The 24,540-nt window shown below is 73.9% G+C and carries 22 protein-coding genes; 9 read left to right on the top strand and 13 right to left on the bottom strand.

Annotated elements, in window-relative coordinates; genetic code table 11:
* The first annotated feature begins 7 nt into the window (after positions 1-7).
* Both GA0070608_RS11820 and hisC read left to right on the top strand, forming a co-directional pair.
* A complete protein-coding gene (locus GA0070608_RS11820; protein WP_091626724.1) occupies positions 8-1,048 on the top strand; it encodes an RDD family protein in 1,041 nt (346 codons plus the stop codon).
* Entirely contained in the window at positions 1,045-2,148 is a 1,104-nt protein-coding gene (gene hisC / locus GA0070608_RS11815; protein WP_091626719.1) for a histidinol-phosphate transaminase, read from the top strand. The genes GA0070608_RS11820 and hisC overlap by 4 nt, the downstream gene beginning before the upstream one ends.
* Positions 2,149-2,198: 50 nt before the next feature.
* On the opposite strand, the gene GA0070608_RS11810 is transcribed toward hisC, so the two are convergent.
* The 6 genes from GA0070608_RS11810 to GA0070608_RS11785 form a co-directional block, all read right to left on the bottom strand.
* Complete coding sequence (locus tag GA0070608_RS11810) at positions 2,199-2,411, bottom strand: hypothetical protein (protein ID WP_091626715.1); 213 nt, start codon at positions 2,409-2,411, stop codon at positions 2,199-2,201.
* 59 nt (positions 2,412-2,470) lie between these two features.
* Complete coding sequence (locus GA0070608_RS11805; RefSeq protein ID WP_091626712.1) at positions 2,471-3,760, bottom strand: outer membrane protein assembly factor BamB family protein; 1,290 nt, start codon at positions 3,758-3,760, stop codon at positions 2,471-2,473.
* A gap of 141 nt (positions 3,761-3,901) precedes the next feature.
* Positions 3,902-4,375, bottom strand: coding sequence for an SRPBCC family protein (locus GA0070608_RS11800; protein ID WP_091626709.1), 474 nt, complete (start codon positions 4,373-4,375; stop codon positions 3,902-3,904).
* A 102-nt stretch (positions 4,376-4,477) separates the two neighbouring features.
* The gene (locus GA0070608_RS11795; protein WP_091626706.1) at positions 4,478-4,687 is read right to left on the bottom strand and encodes a DUF397 domain-containing protein; all 210 of its coding nucleotides are present in this window, start codon (positions 4,685-4,687) and stop codon (positions 4,478-4,480) included.
* Positions 4,688-4,899: 212 nt separating this feature from the next.
* Positions 4,900-6,099: a fumarylacetoacetase gene (gene fahA, locus GA0070608_RS11790; RefSeq protein WP_091626703.1), complete on the bottom strand. Its 1,200-nt coding sequence runs from the start codon at positions 6,097-6,099 to the stop codon at positions 4,900-4,902.
* Between the two features lie 76 nt (positions 6,100-6,175).
* On the bottom strand, positions 6,176-7,048 hold the full coding sequence (locus GA0070608_RS11785) for a hypothetical protein (protein ID WP_091626698.1): 873 nt from the start codon (positions 7,046-7,048) through the stop codon (positions 6,176-6,178).
* Between the two features lie 95 nt (positions 7,049-7,143).
* Between GA0070608_RS11785 and GA0070608_RS11780 the strand changes: the two genes are divergently transcribed.
* The 6 genes from GA0070608_RS11780 to GA0070608_RS11755 all read left to right on the top strand — a co-directional run bounded on the left by GA0070608_RS11780 (position 7,144) and on the right by GA0070608_RS11755 (position 17,498).
* The gene (locus GA0070608_RS11780) at positions 7,144-8,310 is read left to right on the top strand and encodes a homogentisate 1,2-dioxygenase (RefSeq protein ID WP_091626695.1); all 1,167 of its coding nucleotides are present in this window, start codon (positions 7,144-7,146) and stop codon (positions 8,308-8,310) included.
* Positions 8,311-8,629: 319 nt separating this feature from the next.
* Positions 8,630-8,821 carry a thiopeptide-type bacteriocin gene (locus GA0070608_RS11775; protein WP_141719451.1) on the top strand — a complete coding sequence of 64 codons (192 nt, stop codon included), beginning with the start codon at positions 8,630-8,632 and terminating at the stop codon, positions 8,819-8,821.
* Between the two features lie 198 nt (positions 8,822-9,019).
* Positions 9,020-11,746 (top strand): lantibiotic dehydratase, encoded by a 2,727-nt coding sequence (locus tag GA0070608_RS11770; RefSeq protein ID WP_176733700.1) that lies wholly within the window; start codon positions 9,020-9,022, stop codon positions 11,744-11,746.
* The gene (locus GA0070608_RS11765) at positions 11,743-12,876 is read left to right on the top strand and encodes a lantibiotic dehydratase C-terminal domain-containing protein (RefSeq protein ID WP_176733699.1); all 1,134 of its coding nucleotides are present in this window, start codon (positions 11,743-11,745) and stop codon (positions 12,874-12,876) included. The genes GA0070608_RS11770 and GA0070608_RS11765 overlap by 4 nt, the downstream gene beginning before the upstream one ends.
* A gap of 16 nt (positions 12,877-12,892) precedes the next feature.
* Positions 12,893-15,715: a TOMM precursor leader peptide-binding protein gene (locus tag GA0070608_RS11760; protein ID WP_141719450.1), complete on the top strand. Its 2,823-nt coding sequence runs from the start codon at positions 12,893-12,895 to the stop codon at positions 15,713-15,715.
* A 13-nt stretch (positions 15,716-15,728) separates the two neighbouring features.
* On the top strand, positions 15,729-17,498 hold the full coding sequence (locus GA0070608_RS11755; protein ID WP_091626676.1) for a thiopeptide-type bacteriocin biosynthesis protein: 1,770 nt from the start codon (positions 15,729-15,731) through the stop codon (positions 17,496-17,498).
* Between the two features lie 63 nt (positions 17,499-17,561).
* Here the strand turns inward: GA0070608_RS11755 and GA0070608_RS11750 are convergent, their stop codons facing one another.
* Genes GA0070608_RS11750 through GA0070608_RS11735 form a run of 4 tightly spaced genes read right to left on the bottom strand, consistent with a single transcriptional unit; the run spans position 17,562 to position 20,334 of the window.
* Positions 17,562-18,587 carry a tetratricopeptide repeat protein gene (locus tag GA0070608_RS11750; RefSeq protein ID WP_091626673.1) on the bottom strand — a complete coding sequence of 342 codons (1,026 nt, stop codon included), beginning with the start codon at positions 18,585-18,587 and terminating at the stop codon, positions 17,562-17,564.
* Positions 18,588-18,597: 10 nt separating this feature from the next.
* Complete coding sequence (ispF, locus tag GA0070608_RS11745) at positions 18,598-19,080, bottom strand: 2-C-methyl-D-erythritol 2,4-cyclodiphosphate synthase (RefSeq protein WP_091626671.1); 483 nt, start codon at positions 19,078-19,080, stop codon at positions 18,598-18,600.
* A gap of 16 nt (positions 19,081-19,096) precedes the next feature.
* Positions 19,097-19,792, bottom strand: a complete 696-nt coding sequence (gene ispD / locus GA0070608_RS11740; protein WP_091626668.1) for a 2-C-methyl-D-erythritol 4-phosphate cytidylyltransferase — start codon at positions 19,790-19,792, stop codon at positions 19,097-19,099.
* Positions 19,793-19,848: 56 nt separating this feature from the next.
* Positions 19,849-20,334, bottom strand: coding sequence for a CarD family transcriptional regulator (locus GA0070608_RS11735; protein ID WP_091626665.1), 486 nt, complete (start codon positions 20,332-20,334; stop codon positions 19,849-19,851).
* Positions 20,335-20,661: 327 nt separating this feature from the next.
* Here GA0070608_RS11735 and GA0070608_RS11730 point away from each other — a divergent pair, with 327 nt between their 5' ends.
* Entirely contained in the window at positions 20,662-21,345 is a 684-nt protein-coding gene (locus GA0070608_RS11730) for a hypothetical protein (RefSeq protein ID WP_091626662.1), read from the top strand.
* An 88-nt stretch (positions 21,346-21,433) separates the two neighbouring features.
* On the opposite strand, the gene GA0070608_RS11725 is transcribed toward GA0070608_RS11730, so the two are convergent.
* The 3 genes from GA0070608_RS11725 to GA0070608_RS11715 all read right to left on the bottom strand — a co-directional run bounded on the left by GA0070608_RS11725 (position 21,434) and on the right by GA0070608_RS11715 (position 24,498).
* Positions 21,434-22,153, bottom strand: coding sequence for a hypothetical protein (locus GA0070608_RS11725; RefSeq protein WP_091626657.1), 720 nt, complete (start codon positions 22,151-22,153; stop codon positions 21,434-21,436).
* 31 nt (positions 22,154-22,184) lie between these two features.
* Positions 22,185-23,243: a type III polyketide synthase gene (locus tag GA0070608_RS11720; protein ID WP_176733698.1), complete on the bottom strand. Its 1,059-nt coding sequence runs from the start codon at positions 23,241-23,243 to the stop codon at positions 22,185-22,187.
* Positions 23,244-23,331: 88 nt separating this feature from the next.
* On the bottom strand, positions 23,332-24,498 hold the full coding sequence (locus GA0070608_RS11715; RefSeq protein WP_091626653.1) for an acyl-CoA dehydrogenase family protein: 1,167 nt from the start codon (positions 24,496-24,498) through the stop codon (positions 23,332-23,334).
* Between the last annotated feature and the right edge of the window lie 42 nt (positions 24,499-24,540).

The raw sequence follows: 24,540 nt of genomic DNA, 5'->3' as shown, positions 1-24,540 counted from the left end.
CCAGGCCATGAGCATCGGACCAGGCTGGTACGTCGACCCGGCCGATCCGGACACCCGACGCTACTGGGACGGTGGGGGCTGGATCGGCGCGCCGATCCCCGTCGACGCCACCCCGCCGGAGGGACCGCCGCCGGAGGAGCCGCCGGACGAGCCCGCCCCGGCGTCGCCCACGGCTCCGGTCTCCGCACCGGGCATCCCCGCCGACGGTCAGCCCCTGCCGGGCCAGCCGCAACCGGGGCAGCCGCAACCAGGCCAGCCTCTGGCGGGCCAGCCGCGACCAGGCCAGCCCTACCCCTGGCAGCAACCGGGGCACGGCCACCCGCAGGGCCCTCCACCCGGCTGGCCGCCCGGCGGTCCGCCGCCCGGTTGGCCGCCCGGTGGCTGGCCCGGACGGCCGCCGGAGCCGCGCCCGCACGGACTCCCCCTCGCCGGGTTCGGCGCCCGGCTGGTCGCCCGGCTGATCGACTTCGCGATCGTCTTCGCGCTGAACGCCGTGGTGAACGGCTGGTTCGTCTGGCGGTTGGTCGAGGAGGTCACGCCGTACTGGCGGGAGGTGTTCCGGCGGGCGATGGCGGGTGACAGCTCCACCGACGGCCTGCCGCAGCCCAGCGACCAGGCCGGCGGCCTCCAGATCGTCATTCTGCTGATCGCCACCGCGCTCTGGCTCGCGTACGAGGTGCCGCCGATGGCCTCGGGCGGGCAGACCTTCGGCAAACGGCTGGTGGGCGTCAAGGTCGTGCCGATGAGCGCGGACCAGCCGCTCGGCTTCGGCCGGGCGCTGCGCCGCTGGAACACCCTCGGTCTGCCCACCCTGCTCTGGTACTGCTGCGGCCTCGGCCTGCTGCTCCAGCTCGTCGACGCGCTCTCCCCGCTCTTCGACCACCCGCTGCGTCAGGCGTTACACGACAAGCGGGCACAGACGGTGGTGGTCCAGCTCCCCCGCGGCCACCGCACCACCCCCGGTGAGCGCAGCACGCCGGACAAGCGCACCACCCCGGACGACCGCACCCCCGACGACCGCACCGACCCCTCGGGAGACACCCCATGACCGACCCCGGACATCAGCAGCCGGCGCTGCGGCTGACCCGCGCCGACCTGGACGCGCTGCCCAACTACGTGCCCGGCCGCAGCCCCGCCGACCTGGCCCGCGAGCTCGGCCTCTCCGAGGCGATCAAGCTGGCCAGCAACGAGGTGCCGTACGGGCCGCTGCCCGGCGTGGTGGAGGCCGTCGCCGAGGCGGTCGCCGGGGCGCACCGCTACCCGGACATGGGCGTGCTCGCACTGCGCGAGGCGCTGGCCGAGCGGTACGGCGTGGAGGTCGAGCGGATCGCCACCGGCTGCGGGTCGGTGGCGCTGGCCGAGCACCTCGTCCGGGCCACCTGCCTGCCCGGCGACGAGTTCCTCTACGCGTGGCGCTCCTTCGAGGCGTACCCGATCATCGCGGCGACCAGCGGCGCGACCAGCGTGCGGGTGCCCAACGACGCCGGGCACGGGCACGACCTGGCGGCGATGGCGGCGGCGGTGACCGACCGGACCCGGCTGGTCGTGGTCTGCAACCCGAACAACCCCACCGGCACCTCGGTACGCCGGGCGGAGCTGGACCGGTTCCTCGACGCGGTCGGCGAGGACGTGCTGGTCGTGATCGACGAGGCGTACCGCGAGTTCGTCACCGACCCGGAGGTGCCGGACGGTCTCACCTACCTCGACCGGCCGAACGTGGTCGTGCTGCGGACGCTCTCCAAGGCCTGGGGCCTGGCCGGCCTGCGGATCGGCTTCCTGGTCGCCCAGCCGGCGGTGGCGGCGGCCGTACGCAAGGTCGTGACGCCGTTCTCCAGCAACATGGCCGCGCAGGCGGGTGCGCTCGCCGCGCTGGCCCAGGAGGACGAGGTGCGGCGGCGGTGCGCCCTCGTGGTGGCCGAGCGCGACCGGATGACGGAGGCGCTGCGCAAGCTCGTCCCGGACGTGCCGGACAGCCAGGCGAACTTCGTCTGGCTGCCGCTGGGCGACCGGGCCGTGGACTTCGGCAAGGCGTGCGAGGCGCGGGGCGTGATCGTCCGGCCGTTCGCCGGCGACGGGGTACGGGTCACCATCGGCACCCCGGCCGAGAACGACGCCTTCCTGGCGGCGGCGGAGGCCGCGCTGGCCTGAGGCAGGGGCCGGTCCGGTCCGCCATCCCCCAGCGGACCGGACCGGACATCTCAGGCGGCCGGCACCGGCTGCCCGACCCCGACGTCCGCGAGGGTGCCCGCTTCCACCTTCACCGGCCAGGTCGAGCGCCCGCTTGCCGGGACGGTGATGTCGACTCCCACCGTCCGAGCCAGCCGGACCGTTCGGCCGGACGGCGCGGCGTCGGCCGGCGACGCGGTGAGGAGGATGAGGATCGCGCCCAACAGGGCTGCCAGGAGACGCACAGATGGGACTATAAATAACTTATGTCCGTTTTGTCGAGCAGCCGGGCTGGCCCGGCGTTTCACGTCGCGGCGAGGATCACCGGCTCCGACGTCAGGTAGTAGCGCTGGTCGTCCCCCGTCGGGTCGACCGGCTTGCGGAGCCGCTCCACGGCCACGAACCCGTCGGCCGCGTACGCCGCACCGGGCGTCCAGCCGGTCCCGTCCGAGCCCGCGTTGAGCGCGAAGAAGGATCGCTGCTCCCCCGTCGTCGGATCCAGCGTCAGCAGGTCGTTCGTCTCCGTCAGCAGGTGCACCCGGTCCGGCTGGGCAGCGAGCAGCCGCACCTGCGGCAGGCCGGGACGGCGCCACAGGTCCGCGCCCGTACGCGCCGAGCGGCCGACCGGCACGCCGTCCACGACCGCCACGGCCGTCCCGCCGACGAGTACGGCGTCCGGCCGGTCCAGAGCCGGGGCGGCGACCGGCTCACCGGCGCCGAGCAGCCAGCCCCGACCCGTGTCGTCGCCCGACGTGGCGGTCCGTAGGCCGGTGCACCCGGTCCGGCCGGTCCCGCACCCCACCGGGATCGCCACCAGCTCGTTGCCGACGCCCGGCGGCCGCCAACGAAGACCCACCGTGCCGGTCACGGCGTCCCGGAACTCCACCACGGCCGGCCCCGCGCAGGAGTCGACGGTGACCAACTGGCCGAACGCGGTCGCGCCGACGACGTTCCGACAGCCGGCCTCCGCGTCGGAGCCGTCGCCGGGTGGCACCGTGACGGTGGTGTGCGACTGCCACAGCTCACGGCCGTCGGCCAGGTCCACGGCACGCACCCGCTGCGCCCCGGCCGCCACCACGACCTGCCGGCCGGCGGGCGCCCGGGCCACGAAGAGCCCCCGAGGGTCCCAGACCGTCGCCGCGCCGGTGCGCCGGACCGTCCGCTCCCCCACCGGCACCGGCCCGTCCGCCTGCCAGGCGACCCGGCCGGTCCGCCCGTCCAGCGCCACCAGCCGTCCGTCCGACCAGCGGGTCACCACCGTCGTACCGCTCGCCACGACCCCGTCGAGTTTCGCCGGCCAGCGGCGGTACGACCAGTACGGGGTGGTCCGGTGCCGGCCTTCGACCGGCCGGTCGGCGTAGACCTGGCGGTGGGCCGCGTAGATCCGCAGCCGGCCGTCCACGATCAGCGGGGCGACGGGCAGCCGGCCGACCACGCCGGGGGCAGGCGACGAGGCCTGCGGATATTCGGCCCGCGCGGGGGTGCTGACCTCGGCGGGGGCGAGCACCCGGTAGACCGTCGCCGCGACGGCGGCGGTGGCGAGCAGCGCCGTGACCGCCACCGCGATCCGCCGCCAGCCGTTCGGGAACCCCATGCCGCACCTCCGCCCGGCACCCTACCCAGCGGGGCCGGTCACGGCCCTGTCAGGTCACCGGCGGACAGGTGCCCGGCGAGTGACTCCGCCGGCACACCGGCACCCGGCCGGCTCCGGGCGACTCCGGGCGTGTCGATCGCCTCAGGCCGCCTCGGTCGCTCCGGCGACCGCAGCCGCGGCCAGGTCGGCGAGATCCTGCCGCAGCGCGCGCTCGACCGCCCGGGCCGCCAGCCCGCCGAGCAGCAACGCCACCACCCGACCGTACGGGGCGGTCGGCACCGCCTCCTGCTCGACGGTGACGGCGGTGCAACCCCGGCGACGCCGCTCGACCGGGCGCAGCGTCCAGGTGATCCGGTAGTCCACTCCGGCGCCCCGCGAGCCGAGCACCAGCCGTCGGGGCGGCTCGGCCTCGATGACGACGAACTCCTCGACCAGCGCGGTGCCGTCGGGCTGGGAACGGGTCTCCCGCCACGCGGTGCCGGGGCCGAACCGGCCGGGGGTGAGCACCTCCACCGGGCCGGTGAAGCGCCGGGTGCGGACGGTCAGGTCGGTCAGCAGCCGCCAGAGGTCGGCCTCGGGCGCCTCCACGTGCTCCGTGACCGCCACCGTCGACATGCCACCTCCCGTGGCGTCGACGGTACGCCGGGTAAACGCGGATCGGGGCCCCGGAGCGGAATTTCCACCGCCGGGAGCCCCGATCCGGAGCGATCGCCCCCGTCAGTGCCCGAACTGGCCGGCCCGGATCGCACCGACGAAGGCCGTCCATCCCGGCGGGCTGACTGCCAGCGTGGGGCCGGCCTGGTCCTTGGAGTCGCGTACGCCCACCACGCCGAGGGCGTCGACCAGATTGTCCGCCACCTCCACGCAGAGTCCCTGGTCGTTGGAGCGGCTGCTGGTACGCCAGACCGCGCCCGGGAGATCGTTCATCGTCGTCACCTTCCTGTCGTCGGTACGCCAACCGGCGGCCGGGCCCGGGACCGGAAGGGGGTCGTCCGGTCCCGGGCCCGGCGCGGCATGGCGACGGAATCCGCGGGCTCAACGCGGAAACAACGGTCCCCGGTCGCACAGTTGGTGCGACCGGGGACCGTCGATCAGAAGGCGGGCGGCTGGCGGCGTGATCCAGTCCGCCGGAAAGCGGGTCAGCGCGCGGCGAGAATCTTCCCGGTCACCTCGCCCAGGGCGATGGTCGTGCCGTCCGGCCCGGGCGCGGTGGCGGTGACGGTGACGGTGTCGCCGTCCTCCAGGAAGGTGCGGGTCTCGCCCCCGGCGAGCTTCACCGGCTCGGTCCCGCCCCAGGTGAGTTCCAGGAACGAGCCGACCTGTCCCCGTTCCGGCCCGGAGACGGTGCCCGAGGCATAGAGGTCGCCGGTGCGCAGCGAGGCGCCGTTGACGGTGAGGTGGGCCAACTGCTGGGCCGGCGTCCAGTACATGGTGGCGAACGGCGGCTCGCTGACCCGCTCGCCGTTCCACTGCACCGACAGGCGCAGGTCGAGCCCGAGGTGCGGCACGTCGCGCAGGTAGTCGGCGACCGGCGGGTCCTGGTCTCCGGCGGGGACGAAGGCGTCGCCCAACGCGTCCAGCGGCGTCACCCAGGCCGAGACGGAGGTGGCGAAGGACTTGCCCAGGAACGGGCCGAGGGGCTGGTACTCCCAGGCCTGGATGTCGCGGGCCGACCAGTCGTTGACCAGCACGACGCCGAAGACGTGGTCGGCGAATTCGTCGGTCGTGACCCGGTCGCCCAACGCGCTGGGCACGCCGACCACGAAGCCGACCTCGGCCTCGATGTCGAGGCGTACGGACGGGCCGGTGACCGGGCCCTGTGCGCTGGCCCGCTGCCCGCTCGGCCGCACCACGGGGGTGCCGGAGACGACCACGGTGCCGGCGCGGCCGTGGTAGCCGATCGGCAGGTGCTTCCAGTTGGGCAGCAGCGGCGGCTGGCCGGGGCGGAAGATCTGGCCCACGTTGGACGCGTGGTGCTCGGAGGAGTAGAAGTCGACGTAGTCGGCGACCTCGAACGGCAGCACCATCCGCACCTCGGCCAGCGGCACCAGCAGCGGCTCCACCGCCTGCCGGTGGGCGGGGTCGGTGAGCAGCTCGGTCACCCGCTGCCGGACCGACGTCCACTGCGGACGGCCGAGGGCCATGAAGTCGTTGAGGGTGGGCCGCCCCAGCGTCCCGGCGGCCAGCACCAGGCCGGCCTCCTCGGCGCCGGCCAGGTCGAGCACGAAGTCGCCGATGCGTACGCCGACGCGTGGCGCCCGCCCGGCGTGGCGGAACACCCCGTACGGCAGGTTGGTCACCCCGTACGCCGAACCGTCGGCACCCGTCACCCAGGTCATGCCGGCCCTCCGCTTCGCTCCGGACCGGCCTGAGGCACCACCGGCCTGCAAGGATGATTCGCTCGCTGACGCTCGCTCATGCGTCGAAGCCCCCGTTCACCAGCCCCAGCCGGATCAGATCGGTCAGTGGTTCCAGGATGCTGCACGAGCCGAAGCCGATCCACAGCGGGCGCGGGCCGTCCAGCCCGGCCTCGGCGGGCCGCACCAGCGGGCGGGGGTCGGTCGCGGTGAGCAGCTCGGCGACCTGCGCCACCGGGGCGCCCCCGGCGGCGGCCAGCGCCGCGGCCAGCACGTTGACGAAGCCGTGGTGGGTGAACCCGGTCTCCGGGTCCAGGTGCCGGACCGCCTGGTGCAGCCCGGCGGTCAGCTTGAACGGCAGGCCCCGGTCCCGGCAGGCGCAGATCACGGCGGCCAACTCGGCCGGGGTGGGGAACAGCTCGGCGGCCAGCCCACCGGTGCGGAACTTCGCGGCGACCGGCGCCCCGTCGGCGCGGGCGGCGGCGAGCGCGTCCAGTGCCCCCATCAGCCCGAACGTGAGCGGCAGTTCGGCGTACACGGCGTCGAGGGCGGCCGGCCCGGCGCCGGCCCGGCGGGCCAGCGTCACCAGCTCGGTCAGGCCGGGCAGCGGGTCCTCACCGCGCCGGGCGACCGCCGCCTCCACCTGGCGGACCTGGATGCGCGGGTCGACCGTGGCGCGCGTCTCGTCGAGCCGGTCGAGCGGCACGTCGCCGATCACGCCGACCGCGATCCGCTCGTCGGCACCGAGCAGTCCCGCCAGCTCGGGCAGCCTGGTGGCCGGGACCAGGAGCGGGCCGACCAGGTCGGCGTACCAGGCGGTGCGGTGCCGCCGGTGCGCGGCGACGGCGTCGGGCAGCGGCGCGCTGCCGGGCGGGAAGACGGCGGCGTCGTCGACGAGGCCGTCGAGAAGTGCGGGCACCTGCGTTGACACGAGACAAGAATGTACGGGACGCTACGAGGAACGGACAACAGTGTCCGATTATCGGACGCCGTTGGATCGGTGTACGGGACGAACCGGGAGGCGAGATGCCGTACTACCGCAGCGTCGGCGAGGTGCCGCGCAAGCGCCACACCCAGTTCCGCCAGCCCGACGGCAGCCTCTACGCCGAGGAACTGATGGGCCAGGAGGGCTTCTCCTCCGACTCGTCCCTGCTCTACCACCGGCACGCGCCGACCGCGATCGTGGCTGCCGAGGAGTTCACCCCGCCGACGTTCACCCGGGTGCCGAACCTCCCCCTCAAGCCCCGGCACCTACGCACCCACAAGCTCGACGGCACCGGCGCCGACCCGGTGCTCGGCCGGCGGTACCTGCTCGCCAACGACGACGTGCGGATCGCGTACGTGCTGGCGGACCGGCCGTCCCCGCTGTTCCGGGACGCCACCGGCGACCACTGCCTGTACGTGGAGTCGGGCACCCTGCGGGTCGAGACCACGTTCGGCGTGCTCGACGCGGTGCCCGGCGACTACGTCGTCATCCCCACCTCGACCATCCACCGGCTGGTGCCCACCGGTGACACGCCGACCCGGCTGCTCGCCGTCGAGGCGGCCGGCCACATCGGCCCGCCCAAGCGCTACCTCTCCGTACGCGGCCAGTTCCTGGAGCACTCGCCGTACTGCGAGCGCGACGTCCGGGGGCCGGACGCGCCGCTGCTGGTCGACGGCGAGGACGTGGAGGTGCTGGTCCGGCACCGGCGCGGCTGGACGAGCTACGTCTATGCCCACCACCCGTTCGACGTGGTCGGCTGGGACGGGCACATGTACCCGTGGGCCTTCTCCATCCACGACTTCGAGCCGATCACCGGCCGGATCCACCAGCCGCCGACCGTGCACCAGACCTTCCAGGGCCCGAACTTCGTGATCTGCTCGTTCGTGCCCCGCAAGGTCGACTACCACCCGGACGCGATCCCGGTGCCGTACAACCACCACAACGTCGACTCCGACGAGATGCTCTTCTACACCGGCGGCAACTACGAGGCCCGACGCGGCTCCGGCATCGAGCAGGGCTCGATCTCGCTGCACCCGTCCGGCTTCACCCACGGCCCGCAGCCGGGTGCCGCCGAGCGTTCCATCGGCGCCGACTTCTTCGACGAGTTGGCCGTCATGGTCGACACCTTCCGGCCCCTGGACCTCTGCGACGCCGCGCCCGCGTGCGAGGACGACGGCTACGCCTGGACCTGGGCGCGCCGCCCCTAGTAGTGCTAGACGAGTAGTTCCGATCTCGGTTCCGGGTGACTGGTGCCGCCCTCCAGCAGGACGGGCCGTGGCCCTTCGTGCGAGGGCGAACAACCGGGCTCCAGCGGGCGTGTCCACATCGCGCCGGTCTTCCGCACCTCGGTCGCGGGAGCGTAACTCTTCCCGGTCGTTAGTCGGCGTCCGTCGGACGGCCATCGGCGACTGGACGCTCGGACGAATAGTTAACGGGCAGAGGTGACTAACATCGTGCCCACTGTCCATCTTGTCATCGACAAGCACGCCTGCCTGTCGATGACGCCCCCGCAGAATGGAGTGGATCATGCCGGACATGACGGCCACGCTGGCTGACCTCGAAGACCTCAACCTGGCCGATCTCGAGGTGTCCGACCTGCTGGAGGTGCACGCCGTGCGCGACGCGGTGGCCCTGCCGGAGACCGGCGCCTCGGCGAGCACCTCGGCCGTCTGGCAGTGGCTGGGCTACTCGTCGTGCGCCGCCCAGGTCCTTCAGTAGTCGTACCGGACCGGTGCTGACCGGTGGGGCCGGGGACGCCGACACCGCCGACGCGACCGGCCCCACCGGCTCGACCGTGGTCGGTGTCGACGACCGCCCACAGAGGGAGCCGTGACAACCACCCGCCAGAACCCCGCCCCACCCGTGTCTTCGACACCGTGCGGCCGAGTCGCGTCGGAGGTTGAGGTTGCTCCGTACGTGCTGATCCGCCTGACGGCGGTCGACCTGCCGGCGACCGGGCCAGCCGGACGGCAGCTGCGTCGCCTCCAGGACCAGCTTGTCGATCGACTGGTCGAGTGCCACACCCTCGGCCCCGAGCTCACCGATGAGTTGTACCGGCTCGGCGGTCAGGCCCCGGCGGCGTACCGCCGGTCGGTCCTGCTGCCGCTGCGGCGGGACGTCCACAACGGCCGTTCTCCGGCCGGTGACCTCCGCGCCCAACTCGGTGACCTCCCCGGCCGGATACCGGCGCTGGGCCGCTGGTTGCGGGCTCGGGCCGAGATCGACCGGCTGACCGGCGCCATCGCCGCCGGGTCGGATGTGGCACTGACCGAGGAGCGCGTCGCGCTCGCCACCCTGTGCGGCAGCGAACCGTTCGGCCGGGCGGTCGCGTTGACCAGTCCCGAGCTGTTGGCAGCGGTACAGCGGACGGCAGCGCGTGGCGGCGAACCGGACGCCCGCGGCCGCAAGTCCGAGCCCACCGTGGTCCGGTACGCGTTGCGGGCGACCACCCGGACCAGCCCGCTCTCCTGGTTCACCGTCGTCGGCTGGGGCTCCTGGCCCGACGACGGCGCCCTCCCCCTCTCGCTGACCGAGCCACCGTCCCCGCCCGGCCGGGATCTTCCGACCGGTCCGGAACCCGTGGCGGGCCTGGATCTGGCGGCGGGCGGAAAGCCGGTGGCGGTGACCCGTCCTCCAGCCGGCCTGGTCGCCAGCCTCTTCCTGGCCGGAAACAGCCGTCCGAACCAGATGCTGCGCACCCCGCACCGGCTGGCCCCCGGCACCCGCGTGCAGGACAGGCACGTGGTGTTCTACCGCGAGCACCCGACGACCGGCGCCGACGGTACGCCGGTGATCCGGGAGGAACGGGTACGGATGCCGCTGCGGCCCGCACTGGCCGCGATCATCCGGGTACTCCGCGCCGCACCCGGGGGATACCCGCCGGAGGAACTCGTGGCGGCCCTCGGTCGACGCGCCGCGCGCCCCGCCGCGGACGCTGCCGCAGCCGAGCGGCTCGCGCGCCGTCTCATCACCCAACTCTGCGACGAACGCATGCTGATTCCGGTACCGCCGACCACCGAGCACGACCCGGCGGCGCTGGCGGCGATCGCCGACTGGCTCGGCGACACCGGTGCCCCCGCCCTCGCCGACCATGTGCGGCAACTCGACCGGGACATCCGGTCACTGGCGGAAGTCGACGCGGCGCGACGTGGCCAGCTGGTACGCCGGATCAGCGCCGGCTGGCACGAGGCCCTGCACCGTCTCGGCGCCACCGCGCCGCCCCAGGCGCCGGTCACCGAGGATGTCGTGCTGCCCAGGCCGGTACGCGTGACCCGGCGGCCGGCGGAGACCGCTGACCTGACCGCGCTGACCGGTCTCGCGCTGTTGTTCGACGAGGACCAGGTGCTACGGCGGCTGCTGCGGCACCGGTTCGTCGAACGCTACGGCCCCGGTGCCCGCTGTACCGACCTCGGCCAGTTCTTTGCCGAGGTCGGCACCGGCTTCGGCGATCTGCCCACGGTGACCTCCGACGGGGCCCTGGCCGGCGGCCCGATCGCCCAGGTGCCCGAGCTGGCCCAACTGGCCACGCTGCGACAGGAGGTGACCCGAGCGGTACGGGCCGGCGGCGAGGACGACGGTGTGGAGACCGTCATCCGTGACGAGCTGGTCGCCGAGGCGGTCGCGGCACTGCCCAGCTGGTTGCGGGCCCGGCCGGTGTCGTACGCCTTCTTCGGGCAACACGGCCCTGACGGATCGCTCCACCTCAACCACATCTACGGCGGCTGGGGCCGGTTCACCAGTCGCTTTCTGGACCTCTTCGAGGACACCGGCATGCGCGCGGCGGTCGCGACCCAGCTCCGCCGGGTGCTGCCCGGCCGGGTGGCCCAGTTCCGGCCGGTACACGGTTTCAACGCGAACCTGCACCCGCTGCTGCTCGGCGAGGACATCGGCGACGACCAGCGGCTGGGCGGGCTCGACCTCGCCGCGACAGAACTGGTGCACGACCTGGCCAGCGACCAGATCCGGCTGCTCGACCCGGTCACCGGCGACCTGCTCGACGTGCTGTACCTCGGCTTCCTCGCACCGCCAGCGCTGCCGGCCCGGGTGGCCGCGCTGCTCGGCGACCTGGGCACCGGTGAGGTCGGGCTCCACCATCTGGCCGCGACCCGGACGGTGTCCGGCCCGGACGGACAGGCGGTGATCCGCAACAGGCTCCGCTGTGGCCGGATCGTCGTCGCCCGCCGGAGCTGGCGCTTCGACGATGGCGCCGAGAAGCACCTTCGCGGGCTCGGCTCGCCGTCGGCCGGACCATCGGTCGCCGCCGTCGCCGGGCTGCGAGCTGCCTGGGGACTGCCCGACCAGATCTTCCTCAACCAGGGCAGCCGGCACATCGGGCACCCGCCGGCACCATCCACCAGACATCCGTCCGCCCCTCCGCCGGCACCCGCCACGGTCGCCGGGCTCCGCGAGGCGGTCACCCGACCCAAGCCGCAGTTCGTCGACCTGTCCAGCCCACTGCACCTACGCTGTGTGCCCCGATGGCTCGGACGGATCACCGGCCCGCTGGTCATCGAGGAGGCGCAGCCCCGCCCCGCCGGCCACGACCGGCCGCACCGGCTCGCCGAACTGGTCGTCGAGACCTACCTGCCGGCGGCCCCCAGGGCCGTCCACCACACCGCCGAGACGAGCCGAGCCGAGCCATGACCGAGCCGAATACGACCGTGACCGGGCTGACGCCGACCACCGACGTCGTGTGCCACTACCACGAAGAAGTCAAGTCACCGCTGCTGCGCGGCGTCGTCCTGCCCGTCGCCGAGGGGTTGCGGAATGTCGGGCTGGCCGTCCACCTGGAACGGCACTGGTTGCACGGCCCTCACGTACGCCTGCGGCTACGCGGCCCCGCCGCGCAACGGGCCACCGCCGCCGCCGAGGCCGCGGAGCGGGTGCGCGGTCACCTGGCGGTGGCGCCGTCACAGGCCGGACTCGACGAGGAACTGCTGCGGCGCCGGTCCGAGGCGGCCGGTCGGGCCGAACTCGTACCGCCACCGTACGACCCGATCCACGCGGACAACACGGTGCTGGTGACCGATGGCGACCAGAGCGGTCTCGCCGCGCTGCTCGGCACGCCCGGCGCGGTCGAATGCCGTGCCGACATTCTCGCCGCCGGGCTGGCCCCGGTACGGGTGTCGCTCGATCAGCTCGCGCTCGTCGGAGACGCCCCGGCCGCCCGGGTGGGTGTCGTGGTCACCGCCATGGCCGCTCACGCGGACACCTGGCCCGGCCGACTGCTGTCCGGCTACCACACCTTCCTGTCCCATCTGGAGGATTTCCTCTTCGGCGAGCGGGACCGCGTCCTGCGCCCGCGCTTCGCAGCCTTCGCCGACCGGGCCGGTGGGCGGTACCACGACATGGTCCGACAGGCGTCCACGCCGGACACCACCGAGCCGGTGGCGGCGGCGTGGCGGGCCTGGAGCGCGGCTTCGTGGCGGATCGCCGAGCGGGCGTACGACGCGGGTGCGCTCAACGGGATGCTCTCCGCCGAGTTCCGGCGTCGCTCGACCTCGTTCGACGAGGCCACCGCGATCCGATGGGACCTGAGCCGTCGCGGGGCGAGCGCCTATCACCAGGCGTTGGAGGCGTCCGGCTTCCAACGGATCGCCGCGAGTCGGGAGTTCCAGGTCTACCGGTTCTGCACGAACATGCTCTACCAACTGCTGGCGCTCTGTGACGTCGCCCCGCTGGAGCGGTATCTCGGTGCTCACCTGCTCGCGGAGGCGACCCAGGAGATCCACGGCGTGTCGTGGCAGACCGCTCTCCCGGCTCGCACCGGCTGACCTGCGTGGAGGCGACGTGGGCGAGGTGACCCTGCGGCCGGGCAGCCTGGTCCGGGCGGTCGAGGGTGGGCTCCTCGTGAGCGGCTGGCGGTCCAGCTCGGTGGTGACCTGCCCGCCGGTCGTCGGTGAGCTGTGGCGACGGCTGGAGCCACTGCTCCGTCGAGGTCTCGACCCGGGAACCGCCACCCTCGGATTGTCCGACGGGACCGCCAAGGCGGTGCGCTGGCTGCTCGGTCTCCTCGCCGACCATGACGTTCTGATCGACGTTCGGGTGCCGCTTGGCGGTCATCCGTTGGCGGCCTGTCTGGCCGGGCTCGCGCAGAATCCGGCCGACGCCCTGGACGCGGTGTCGCGGTCCACGGTCACGGTCGCCGGCGATGGCGACGTTCCGCCGGCCGTACGGGCCGCACTGACCACGTCCGGTGTGTCCACCGGGGACGACGTCGGCGCGGACCTGGTCGTGTGGATCCGCACGGAGAACCCCGGCGAGCATCGGAAGCCGCCCGTTCCCCCCTGGACATGGGCGTCACCGCAGCGGCTCGGCCCCTCCCGGCCCGCCGTGTTGCCGGTGACGATCCGGCCGGATGGTGTGCTGATCGGCCCGCTGGCCGGTGCCGGTCACCCGGCAGCCGCACACTGGCCCACCGAGGGCGCGGACGATGATCCGGCCGGGTCGGCACGGGCCCGCCGGCTGCTGCCGTTCCTGGTGGCGCACGAGGTGGTACGCACGGTGAGCGGGCTCGCCGACGGCACGGCGCTGCTGCTGCGCGGTGCGGGTGTCCATCGTGTCGGCGTGCCGACCGGCCCGGACGGGCCACGGCCCCGGCCGCCCGCGGTGCAGATCGGGCCGCTCGACGGCGCCCCGGCTCCCGGCACCGGGCCGGCGGCCAGAGCGGCGTCGGCCCACCCGCCGGTCAACGACGACACCACCGGCAACACCGGACCGCCTGGTCCGAGCGACGCGGACGACGGCCCGGTGCGGGTGATCGGAAACAACGGCCGCCTGGTCAGGGCGGTCGCGATCATCGCCTCGACCGGACGGCGACGAACGGATCAGCCCATCGTGGTCGGCGTCGCGACGGACTGGCCGGTGGCCCGACATCTGGCCGAACAGCGGGCCGCCCACGCGACCGGCAGGGCGTACCTGCCGGTACGGGCGCGCGGGACGGCGATCGAGATCGGCCCGTTGAGCAGCCCCGGTGTCAGCGGCTGCCTGCAATGTGCGGACACCCGGCATCAGGCCGTCCTCGGCGCCGGCAGTGCCGCCACGCTGCTCGCCGACGGCCGGCCGCTGCCGCTGCCGCCGTACTGGCGGGGGCTCATCGGGGAGCTGGTCGCCGGCCAGCTCGCCGACGACGCCGACCCGCGCACGACCAGCGTGCTGTCGGTCCGCGACGGCTCGATCAGCCGGCACCTGATCCGGGCGCTGCCGGACTGTCCGGCCTGCGGGGCCCTGCCACCCGACTCGGCCAGTGCGGCCACCATCGCCCTGCGCCCCCGCCGGCAACCCGCACCGGACCGCTTCCGGGCACGTCCCGAACCGCCGGACCTGGCCATGCTTCGCGCCGAGCTGGTCGATTTCCGGTATGGCCCGGTGACGCACGTCCACGTCGACCGGCAGGGTCCGCTCGCGCTCTCGGCGGCCGAGTTGCCGGTACCCGGCCGGTCCGGTCGACTCGGCGGATACGGTCGGGCGGCCGACCAGCCGACCGCGCAGGTGCTGGCCCTGCTGGAGGCGGTCGAACGGGAGGCCGGCCGCTGCCCGCAGACCCGCCGGACGACCACGCTGGGCAGCTACCGGGAGCTCGCCGCCGATGCCGTCGACCCGGCCCGGCTGGGCCTGCCGGAGCCGGACGCGGTCCGCCACCCCGGATACCGGCTGGCCCCCTTCACCCCGGACACGGTCACGTCCTGGGTGTGGGCGTACGACCTGGCCGGTGACCGGCCGGTCCTCGTGCCGGAGCACGCCGCCTACTACGGGGTGGACCGTGCCGGGGCCGCGCGGTTCCTCTACGAGTCCTCCAGCGGCTGCGCCGTCGGTGGCTGTCTGGAGGAGGCGATCCTCTACGCCTGCCTGGAGACGATCGAGCGGGACGCCTTCCTGCTCACCTGGTACGCCGGCCGTACGCCACCGGCTCTGGCACTGCCGCCCGACGTCGATCCGCTGACCCGGTACCTCGCCGACCGGATCGCGGCGGAGGGCTACACGTTGCACCTGCTCGACGTCACCAGCGACATCGGGATACCGGCCGTCTGGGCGCTGGCAGTCACCGACCACCCGGACCGGACCGACCGGGGCGCGACCTTCTCCGCCGCCGGGGCGCATCCCGATCCCCGCCGAGCCGCCGCGGCGGCGGTCCTGGAGGTCGGGGTCAACGTGGCGGTCGCGCCGAAGGTGGCCCGCCCGCCCCGGGACCGGCTGCTCGCCATGCTCGCCGATCCAGATCTGGTGCGGGAGCTGGGGGATCATGCCGCCCTGTATCTGCTCCCACAGACCCTGTCCCGGTTCGACTTCACGCTCCGGGACGCTGCCGCCGGCCCGGCCCGACCGTTCGACGAGCACTTCGCCGGCTGGCGCGACCGGTGGCTGCACCCCGACCTGACCGAGGTGCTACGCCGGGTGGTCGACGCGATGGCCTCCGCCGGGACGCCGCCGCTGGTGGTGGACCAGACCGGGGCGGCCGAACGCCGCCTCGACCTGGCCGCCGTGAAGGTTCTCGCGCCCGGGGCTGTGCCGATGACCTTCGGACACCTCAACCGGCGGGTGGACCTGCCCCGCTTGCGGCAGGCCCGGCTCGCCGCCCCCGACCACCTGATCCTGCCCCACCCATTCCCCTGAAGGAGGGCTGAGCATGGGTCGCTGGTCCGCGCTGCACGTCCATCTGCACGCCGGCTCCGAATGCACCGAGACGGTGCTCCGGGAGCACATCGTGCCGGCCACGACGGATCTGCTCGCCCGGGGCGAGATTTCCTCCTGGTTCTTCGTCCGGTACTGGGAGGGCGGCCCGCACCTGCGCTGGAGGGTCGCCGACGCGACGCCAGAGACGGTACGGCGGATGCGCGCAGGGCTGGTCGAAGCGGTGGCCGCGCTGCCGCCACCGGCCCGGGAACTACGTCCGGCGGACTGGTACGCCAAGTTCGGAGTGAACGACTCCGACTCCACCGACCAGGTCGGCGTGGGGCACGGGATCGGCGGTGGGCCGGACCTCGACTGGCAGCCGCACGGCACGGTACTCGAACAGCCGTACCGGGCGGAGGTCGACCGGTACGGCGGCCCGGACGCGATCGGGGCGGCCGAAGAACTGTTCGCCGCGTCCAGTCGGGTTGCAGCCGCCCTGCTCGGCGCACCACCTGCCCGCCGCCGGTCGACCGCCGTGGACCTGCTGTTCGGGTTCCTCACCGCCAGCGGCCTCGCCGCACACGAGGCGGTCCGGTTCCTGCGCGGCTACGCCAACACGTGGACGCTGGTGCCGGAGGCGCACGGTCAGGACCTCGGCCTGGCCCTGATCGCGGCGGAACGCGACTTCCACGCCGATGAGTCCGCCTACCCGGCCCGGCAGCGGCTCATCGCCGACATCGTCACGCGGCGCAAGGGCGCCAGCACCTCGGTGAACTACTGGGCAGACGAGGTCGCCGCCTATGTCGAGCGGTTGCGGACGCTCGACGGGCAGGGGCGGCTGCACGCGACGATCCCCGGTGTCCTCGCGTCGCAGCTGCACATGCTGCACAACCGCCTCGGGCTGAGCATCCCCGCCGAGTGCCACCTCGCATGGTTGGCGTCGTTGGCGTACGGCGCTCCGGCCGGAGCGCCGGACTTCCACCTCGACGGAATCGACGCCCCGGACCGGGCCTACCACGAGCGGTCGAAGTTCGTCCGTACGCGGTGGCCGAACCAGCGTCCCCGCACGGTCGAGCTGGCATCGGATCGTCCCAGCCCCACCATCCCACCCGGCACCGAAACGTTGACACTGCCCGAGCCGACGCCGGGTGCGCTCGCCGACACCACGCTCGCTGAGGTGTTGCTGGGCCGTCGCACACGGTACGACTTCGGCCGGGGGGAGGCGGATGTGGTGGACCTGGGCCGGTTGCTGCGCTACGCGGCGGGCGACACCGCACCACCGGGCAGTGGCCAGCGACGACTGGCGTACCCGACTCCGGGCGCCCTGGCGACCACCCGGCTGCTGGTGCTTCCCCGTCGGGTCGCCTCGGTGCGGGCCGCACTCTACGAATACCTGCCGGAGCGGCACGCCCTCCAGCGGGTGGCGCCCGATCCGGGCACCGACCGGCTGTCCCGGGTCGCGCCGCAGTTCGCACCCGCCGGCGCCGGCCGGACCGCCGGGTCCGACGCCGTCGTCGACTCCGGCGGGCTCGACGCCGAGGCGGTGCCGCTCTGGGTGTTCGTGGTCGCGGACCTACGACGGGCCAGGGCCCGGTACGGGCTGCGCGGATACCGGTTCTCCGCCATGGAGACCGGCCACCTCGCCCAGAACCTGCTGCTCGCCGCGACGGCCATCGGGCTGTCCGCCGCCCCGCTCGGCGGATTCTTCGACGACGAGCTCAATCACCTGCTGCTGCTCGACGGGCTGGACTCCAGCGTCTTCTACGCCCTCACCCTCGGCTGAGGGGAAATGGGAAATCCTCCGGCCAGCCGGCGGCTCAGGCGGTACCGACTGGTCGGTTCCGGCTCACACCGTGGCACGGGAGAGGACGGCGAGTTCCGCCGCAGCCGCCGTGCCGATGGCGAGGACCAACGGCCACGGGGTGCCGACCAGGGCGTAGAGCAGGACCAGCGCCGGCGCGGCGGCCGCCGCGTAAACGGCCAGCGCGAGAACCCGGTCGGAGCGCAGCAGGCTCGGCAGGATGGTCCGGGTCAGCCCGGGCAGCTTGGCGGCGAAGCGCCAGACCACCAGGGCCCCGCCTAGGGCCGCGAACGCCGCCGCGAACCGGGACAGCCCCGCGCTGCCCGACGCCATGCAGGCGATCAGCACGGCAGTGATCATCGTCCAGCCCGCGCCGTAGACCACGAGCTGACGCAGGCCGATCGAGATGGTCCGGCCGGAGTCGACCCGGCCGGGGCTCATCGCGGCGGCCTCGGCGAGGTGTTCCAGCGCCTCACTCCAGCGCCGCTGCTCCAGCCGCAGCACCCCGATGTCGTGCCGGGCCTCGGCGAGCTGCGGGTCCAGCCGGAGCGCCTCCCGGTAGGCGCGCTCGGCCATGTCGAACATCTGCATGTTGGCCGACACCAGGCCGAGCACCAGGTGCGCCTGGGGGTTCTCGGGAGCCAGCTCGACCCCGCGCCAGGCCGCGTTCAGCGCCGGCTGCCCGTTGCGCGAGCCGGCCAGGATCGCCGCCGCGCTGCTCTGTGCGTACGCGTCGTCGGGACCCAACGCCAGGATCCGGTCGGCGGTACGGGCCGCCTCGACGTACTCCTCCAGATCGCCCAGAGCGAGGGCGCGGGCGACCAGCGCCGGAACGCTGTCCGGGGCGGCGGCGACTGCGGCGTCGGCGACGGTGAGCGCCTCCGCCGGCCGGTCGGCCGCGAGGTGGACCCGGGACAGCATGGTCAGCGCCCCGGCGTCGGACGGGTCCAGGGCCACGGCGTAGGAGACCTCGGCCGCGGCCTCGTCGTAGCGACCCAGCTCGGCGAGGAGCTGGGCGCGCTGGAGGTAGCCGTCGGCGGCGGACCGGTCGGAGGTGGCGTCGCTGGACATCGCGGCGAGCCTAGGCGGCCGGAGCGTCGTACACCAGGGCCACCGCGATGCCGGTGAGTCCCTCGCCGCGCCCGGCGAACCCGAGGCCGTCGGTGGTGGCCGCGGAGACGGTCACCGGCGCACCGACCGCCTCGGAGAGCACCCGCTGGGCCTCCGCACGGCGCGGCCCGATCTTGGGCCGGTTGCCGATCACCTGCACGGACACGTTGCCGATCGCGTAGCCGGCAGCCCGCACCCGCCGGGCACTCTCGGCGAGCAGGGCGACGCCCGACGCGCCGGCCCACTCGGGCTGACCCACCCCGAAGTTCGCGCCGAGGTCCCCGAGGCCGGCTGCCGAGAGCAGCGCGTTGCAGGCGGCGTGCGCGGCCACGTCGGCGTCCGAGTGCCCGGCCAGGCCATCCTGGTCGGGCCAGTGCAGCCCGGCCACCCAGCACGGCCGGCCCGCCTCGAAGGCGTGCACGTCGGTGCCGATGGCCACCCGGGGAACGATCATGCGAAGAGGGTACGCGTCAACCGCCGGTGACCAGCAGGTGCTCGGCCAGCGCCAGGTCGAACGGACGGGTGATCTTCAGCGCGTACTCCGAGCCGGGGACGCAGGACACCGGGACACCCTGTTTCTCGACCAGGCCGGCGTCGTCGGTGAGCGGGTCGCCCGCGGCGGCGTGTGCGGCCGTCAGCACCGCCCGGCGGAAGCCCTGCGGGGTCTGCACCGCCCGCAGCGCGGAGCGGTCGACGGTGCCGAGGACGACCTCGTCGACGCCGACCTCCTTGATCGTGTCGACGACGGGGAGCACCGGAATCACCGCGTCACGCCCGGCGCGCACGGCCGCCGCGACGGATTCCACCAGGTCGGACGGGGTCAGCGCCCGGGCGGCGTCGTGCACGAGGACGATCTCCGGGCCGGCGGGCACCGCCGCGAGGGCGGCAGCCACCGACGCCTGCCGCTCGGCCCCACCGGGCACCACGGTCACCGGGGCGACCGGGGCCAGCAGGTCGCGCACCGCCGTCACCTCGGCGGCCGGGGCGGCCACGACGATGGTGTGCACCGACGGGGCGGCGGCGAGCCGGCGGACCGCGTGCACCAGCAGGGGCTCTCCGCCGAGCAGACGCAACGCCTTGGGCCCGCCGGGACCGAGCCGTACGCCGGCACCGGCCGCAGGCACGAGGACCGCGACGTCACCGCGCGGATTGAGCTGCGCGGTCACGTCGCGGTCCTCGTTGGTTTGTTCACTACGAATCGGGTACGACGATGCTGTGGGGACTAGGCCTCGGTGAGGACCTTGTCGAGCAGCGTCTCCGCCTCGTCCTTGGTGCTCTTCTCGGCCAGCGCGACCTCGCCGACGAGAATGTCGCGGGCCTTTGCGAGCATGCGCTTCTCACCCGCGGAAAGACCCCGCTCCCGCTCCCGACGCCACAGGTCACGAACGACCTCGGCGACCTTCAGCGGGTTACCGGAGGCCAGCTTCTCCAGATTCGCCTTGTAACGCCGCGACCAGTTGGTCGGCTCCTCGGTGTGCGGTGCACGGAGCACGTCGAAGACCTTGCCGAGGCCCTCTTCGCCGACCACCTCGCGCACGCCCACGATCTCGGCGTTCTCGGCGGGCACCCGGACCGTCAGGTCACCCTGCGCGACCTTCAAGACGAGGTATTGCTTAGGCTCGCCCTTAATGACCCGAGTCTCGATTGCCTCGATGAGTGCGGCCCCGTGGTGGGGGTAAACAACGGTCTCGCCGACACTGAAAACCATAGGTTCGAAACCCCTTTCGCTGTGTCTAGGGTAACACGCTCAGGCACCGATGTCTCACCGCTGTCCTGACCGTTGGCGCAGCTCAGGGGCCCTGTGAGAGGTATTTCTTAAGCTTGACAGGCCGCCAAACCGGTGGGTCGACCACGCTCCGTAACGCTTGGATGACGTCCCGGTACGAGTGGCGCGAACGTCGAGATCAAGGGCTATGCGCTCCTCCCATGGTAGCCCGCCGGCCGGGTATGCGCCCAGGTGTAGCGGCAGCCCGCCCCGTGCGGGACGCTGGAGGTCGAGCCGCTGTCCGCTCGCCGAGTACGTCCTGGGGGTCCGATGGGCAAGCCCGACGCAGACGGCCCCGGACTGCCCGACCTGCCACCGGAATGGGGTCGGGTGGTCGTGCCGGACGACGCCTCCGCCCTGGCTGCCGACGCCGAACAGATCCGCCGCGAACTGCGCGGCACGCCCCGCCGCGCCACCCCGTCTCCGCCAGCCCGGCCCTCGCTCGCCCTGCCCCTGCTGGTCCTGTTGGTGGCGGTGCTGACCACCCTCGCCGGCCTCGCGGCGGTCACCTGGCCCCGGTCCACCCCGGCACCGGCCACCAGCCCGTACGCGCCACCGGCCGGGCCGACCGGGCGGCCGCTGCCCGCGCTGGACCTGGTCGACGCGGGCCAGTCACCGGTGCCCCTGCGCGGACTGGTGCCGATGATGATCATCCTGGTCGACGGCTGCTCCTGCCCCGACGACGTGGCCACCGCCACCGCCCTGGTGCCGGCCGGCGTCACGCTGGTCACCGTCGCCGGCGACCGACCCCTACGCTTCACGCCGCCGCCCGGGGCCAGCGTACGAGCGCTCGCCGACCCGGCCGGCGGGCTGCGCGCGTTCCTGCACCTGCCGGCCACCCCGGGCGTCGCCACCGCGCTGCTGGTGGACCGGGCCGGCGTCCTCGTCAAGGTGGTGCCCGAGGTGCGCTCCGCCGAGGACTACCGCGCCGAACTGGCCCACCTCGCCCGCTGAGCCGCACCGCCTGAAATGAGGCGCCCCTACTGACGGATTCTGATGTGCGGGGGCCCTTCCTGACAACGAGGCAGGCGGGGAGACGGTGTCAGGGGATGGCGACCAGTTGCGCCTCGACCCGGAGCCGCTCGGCGTTGGCGCTCGACAGCGAGACCTGGAACGGCCCGCCCCTCCCGACGACCTCCGTCGAGTGGACCGAGCCGTCGCAGGCGCTGGTGATCGGGTCCGCCGCCCGGGCCCCGTCGATCACGATCAGCAGCTCGCCCGGCCCGACGCAGCGGTACTGGAGCAGGTGACGGGCCCCGCCCTCGGCGGCGGCATGCCTGACGAGCCCTTGCGGCGGGCTGAGCACGGCCTGGGCGGTCCAGACCGGGTCGGGATAGCTGTCCAGCCTGCGAGTACGCGCGCGCTCGTCGAGCAGCCCGGCCAGGAGGCGGCGCGGCTCCCGCACGTCGACGTCCGTCCGGACCGTGGCGCCGGTGTTCGGATCCGTCCGGTACGCGGCACCGCTGCTCGGATCGACCCAGAAGCTGACGGGTCGTCCGGACCCCTCCGGCACGACGAACCGGACGCGGGCTTCCGGCGGGGCTCCCAGCCGGGCCCCGACCTCGGGTGCGGCGCTCGGCACGGTCGCCACGGGGCCGGTGCGGGGCGCCTCCGCCTGCCACCACCAGCCACCCCCGACCAGTGCCGCCAGCCCCACCATGGCCAGCACCGCGGTGCGCAGCCGGTCGTCGGCCCCGACGGGAGTCGCGTGCTCACCGGCGTCCGGCCCGGATTCCGGCCGATCTGCCACATCGACGTTCATTACCAGAGGGTAACCGCGGCGCGTGAACAGATCACTCCTGTCGTTCGAGCAGCGCGGCGTAGAGGGTCAGGCCGGGGCCGAACGCCAGCATCACCACCCGTCGGGGCGGCGACGCGGCCCGGCGCAACCGGTCGAGGATCAGCAGCACCGTCGGCGACGAGCAGTTACCGTGCTCGTCCAGCGTCGCCCGGGACGCCGCCAGCCCTTCCGGAGGCAGCGCCAGCTCCCGCTCGACCACGTTGAGGATGCGCGGACCGCCCGGGTGCGCCGCCCAGCCGTCCACCTCGGACAGCGTCGTGCCGTGCCGGGCCAGCAGGCCGTCCACCAGGCCCCGGACGTGCGTGGAGAGCACCGCCGGCACCTTCGGCGACAACCCCATCCGGAAGCCGGTGTCGGTGACGTCCCAGGTCATGTGGTCGGCCGTCGAGGTGTCCGTGACGGAGGTGACCTCGCGCAGCGCGTACCCCCGGCCGTCGGGGACGACCACGGCGGCGACCGCGGCGTCCGAGAAGAGCGCGTGGGAGACGATCTGCTGGGTGTCCACCCGGGCACTGGAGGGCTGGATGTGCAGGCTGGTCAGCTCCGCGCAGAGCAGCAGCGCCGGCCGGCCCCGGGCGGTGACGAAGTCGCTCGCCGCACCCAGCCCCGGCAGTGCGGCATAACAGCCCATGTGCCCCACGAAGATGCGCTGCGTGTCCGGCGCCATGCCCAGGTCCCGGGCCAGCAGGATGTCCAGCCCGGGGGTGGCGTACCCGGTGCACGAGCAGACCACGAAGAGCCCGACGTCGCCGGCGGACAGGCCGGCGGCGGTCAACGCCCGGCCCACCGCCTCCTTGCCCAGCGGCAGCGCCTCGACCAGGTAGCGGCGCATCCGCCGCTCCGTCGGCCAGTCGGAGACGTCCTCCAGCAGGGGGTTCACGGCGGCCTGCCGGTGGGTGACCCCCGAGTGCGCGAAGATCCGCTGCGCCAGCGCCCGCGTGCTGCCGGAGAAGTGCTTCGAGAAGAAGCCCTCCCACAGGTCGTCCTGCGCGGCCGACGGCGGGTGCGCCGTCCCCAGCCCCGCGATCACCGGTACGGCCACCATGCCCACCTCTCGTCCTGCCCTGCGTACCCCGTCCCTGGACGGGGCTTGCGCCTCGTGGGCCCGCACGTCCGTCGCCCCGGCGAACTCTCCACGCTCACCAACGAGGAACCGTTGCGTCGCGGTCCGGGTCGCCGCCCAGCGCGGCGACGCCGAGCCAGTCCGCGCAGACGTCCGACGTCGCCGGGTGCAGCGAACCGCAGCGGGCGTCCCGGTAGAGCCGCTCCAGTGGGTGCCCCCGCCGGGTCGCGGACGTGCCGGCCGCCTCCAGCACGGACGCCGCCACGTCGGCGGCGGTGGTGCCGGCGAGCAGTTTGGCCCGCCAGACCCAGCGGTTGGTCTCCGCGTCGCCCGGCGCCTCGTCCACCCGGCGGGCCGCCTCCGCGACCACCAGCTGGGCCGCAGCCACCGCGGCGTCGGCCCGGCCGAGGCGGGACCGGACCGCCGGAAGGTGGGCGAGATTGCGGGCGTTCAGGTGCTCGGCCGCCGCGTCGACCGCCGCCCGGGCGACCCCGACGTAGACGGCGGCGTAGCTGGCCACCAGCCAGTGCGGCATGAGCTGGGCGATCACCAGCGCCAGCCCCTCCACGCCGCCGAGCAGCCGGTCGGCCGGCACGGTCACGTCCAGGTGCAGGTCGTGCGAGGAGGTCGCTCGCATGCCGAGCGAGTCCCAGGTGGGCTCGACGGTCAGCCCCTCGCCGGCCGGCACCAGGAACTGGGAGACCACCGACTGGTCGGCGGCACTGCGGGCGGCAACGAGGTAGCCGTCCGCGTGCCCGGCCCCGGAACAGAACGTCTTGCTGCCCTTGAGATGCCAACCGCCGTCGACCGGCTCGTAGCTGGTGCTGAGCTGGGAGAGGCGGGCACCGGCGCCGCGCTCGCTCATCGCCACGGCGTACCAGGCGCCCTGGGCGGCGGCGGTGAGCAGCCGGTCCCGCGCGGCCAGCGCCTCGTCCGGCACTCCGAGCGCCTCGGCCAAGTCCTCGGTGACCGCGCCGAGCGCACCGGTGACCGAGGCGTGCATGTTGAAGACCAGGGCCGTCGCGCCGTTGCCCCGGGCCAGCTCGGTGGCGACCGCCGCGTACTCGGCGAACGTCGCTCCCGCCCCGCCGAGCGCGGTGGGGACCATCAGGCCGAAGAGCCCCGCCTCGCGCAGGTCCCGGAAGTCCTCGACCGGGAACGAGCCGTCCCGGTCGTGCTCCGCCGCCCGGGCGGCGAACCTCGGCGCCAGGCGGCGAGCCGCCTGGAGCGCGTGCTGCGTCATACAGCCCCCTTCTCGGCCCTCTCCCTACCCAGGGACGGGCAC

This window comes from Micromonospora peucetia, assembly GCF_900091625.1.
Classification (GTDB): Bacteria; Actinomycetota; Actinomycetes; order Mycobacteriales; family Micromonosporaceae; genus Micromonospora; species Micromonospora peucetia.
This window is presented reverse-complemented; position numbering and strand designations above follow the sequence as displayed.

Coding starts and splice junctions, on each gene's coding strand:
- GA0070608_RS11820 (WP_091626724.1), top strand. CDS start 8: ATGAGCATCGGACCAGGCTGGTACGTCGACCCGGCCGATCCGGACACC.
- hisC (WP_091626719.1), top strand. CDS start 1,045: ATGACCGACCCCGGACATCAGCAGCCGGCGCTGCGGCTGACCCGCGCC.
- GA0070608_RS11805 (WP_091626712.1), bottom strand. CDS start 3,760: ATGGGGTTCCCGAACGGCTGGCGGCGGATCGCGGTGGCGGTCACGGCG.
- GA0070608_RS11800 (WP_091626709.1), bottom strand. CDS start 4,375: ATGTCGACGGTGGCGGTCACGGAGCACGTGGAGGCGCCCGAGGCCGAC.
- GA0070608_RS11795 (WP_091626706.1), bottom strand. CDS start 4,687: ATGAACGATCTCCCGGGCGCGGTCTGGCGTACCAGCAGCCGCTCCAAC.
- fahA (WP_091626703.1), bottom strand. CDS start 6,099: ATGACCTGGGTGACGGGTGCCGACGGTTCGGCGTACGGGGTGACCAAC.
- GA0070608_RS11780 (WP_091626695.1), top strand. CDS start 7,144: ATGCCGTACTACCGCAGCGTCGGCGAGGTGCCGCGCAAGCGCCACACC.
- GA0070608_RS11775 (WP_141719451.1), top strand. CDS start 8,630: ATGCCGGACATGACGGCCACGCTGGCTGACCTCGAAGACCTCAACCTG.
- GA0070608_RS11765 (WP_176733699.1), top strand. CDS start 11,743: ATGACCGAGCCGAATACGACCGTGACCGGGCTGACGCCGACCACCGAC.
- GA0070608_RS11755 (WP_091626676.1), top strand. CDS start 15,729: ATGGGTCGCTGGTCCGCGCTGCACGTCCATCTGCACGCCGGCTCCGAA.
- GA0070608_RS11750 (WP_091626673.1), bottom strand. CDS start 18,587: ATGTCCAGCGACGCCACCTCCGACCGGTCCGCCGCCGACGGCTACCTC.
- ispF (WP_091626671.1), bottom strand. CDS start 19,080: ATGATCGTTCCCCGGGTGGCCATCGGCACCGACGTGCACGCCTTCGAG.
- GA0070608_RS11735 (WP_091626665.1), bottom strand. CDS start 20,334: ATGGTTTTCAGTGTCGGCGAGACCGTTGTTTACCCCCACCACGGGGCC.
- GA0070608_RS11730 (WP_091626662.1), top strand. CDS start 20,662: ATGGGCAAGCCCGACGCAGACGGCCCCGGACTGCCCGACCTGCCACCG.
- GA0070608_RS11725 (WP_091626657.1), bottom strand. CDS start 22,153: ATGAACGTCGATGTGGCAGATCGGCCGGAATCCGGGCCGGACGCCGGT.
- GA0070608_RS11715 (WP_091626653.1), bottom strand. CDS start 24,498: ATGACGCAGCACGCGCTCCAGGCGGCTCGCCGCCTGGCGCCGAGGTTC.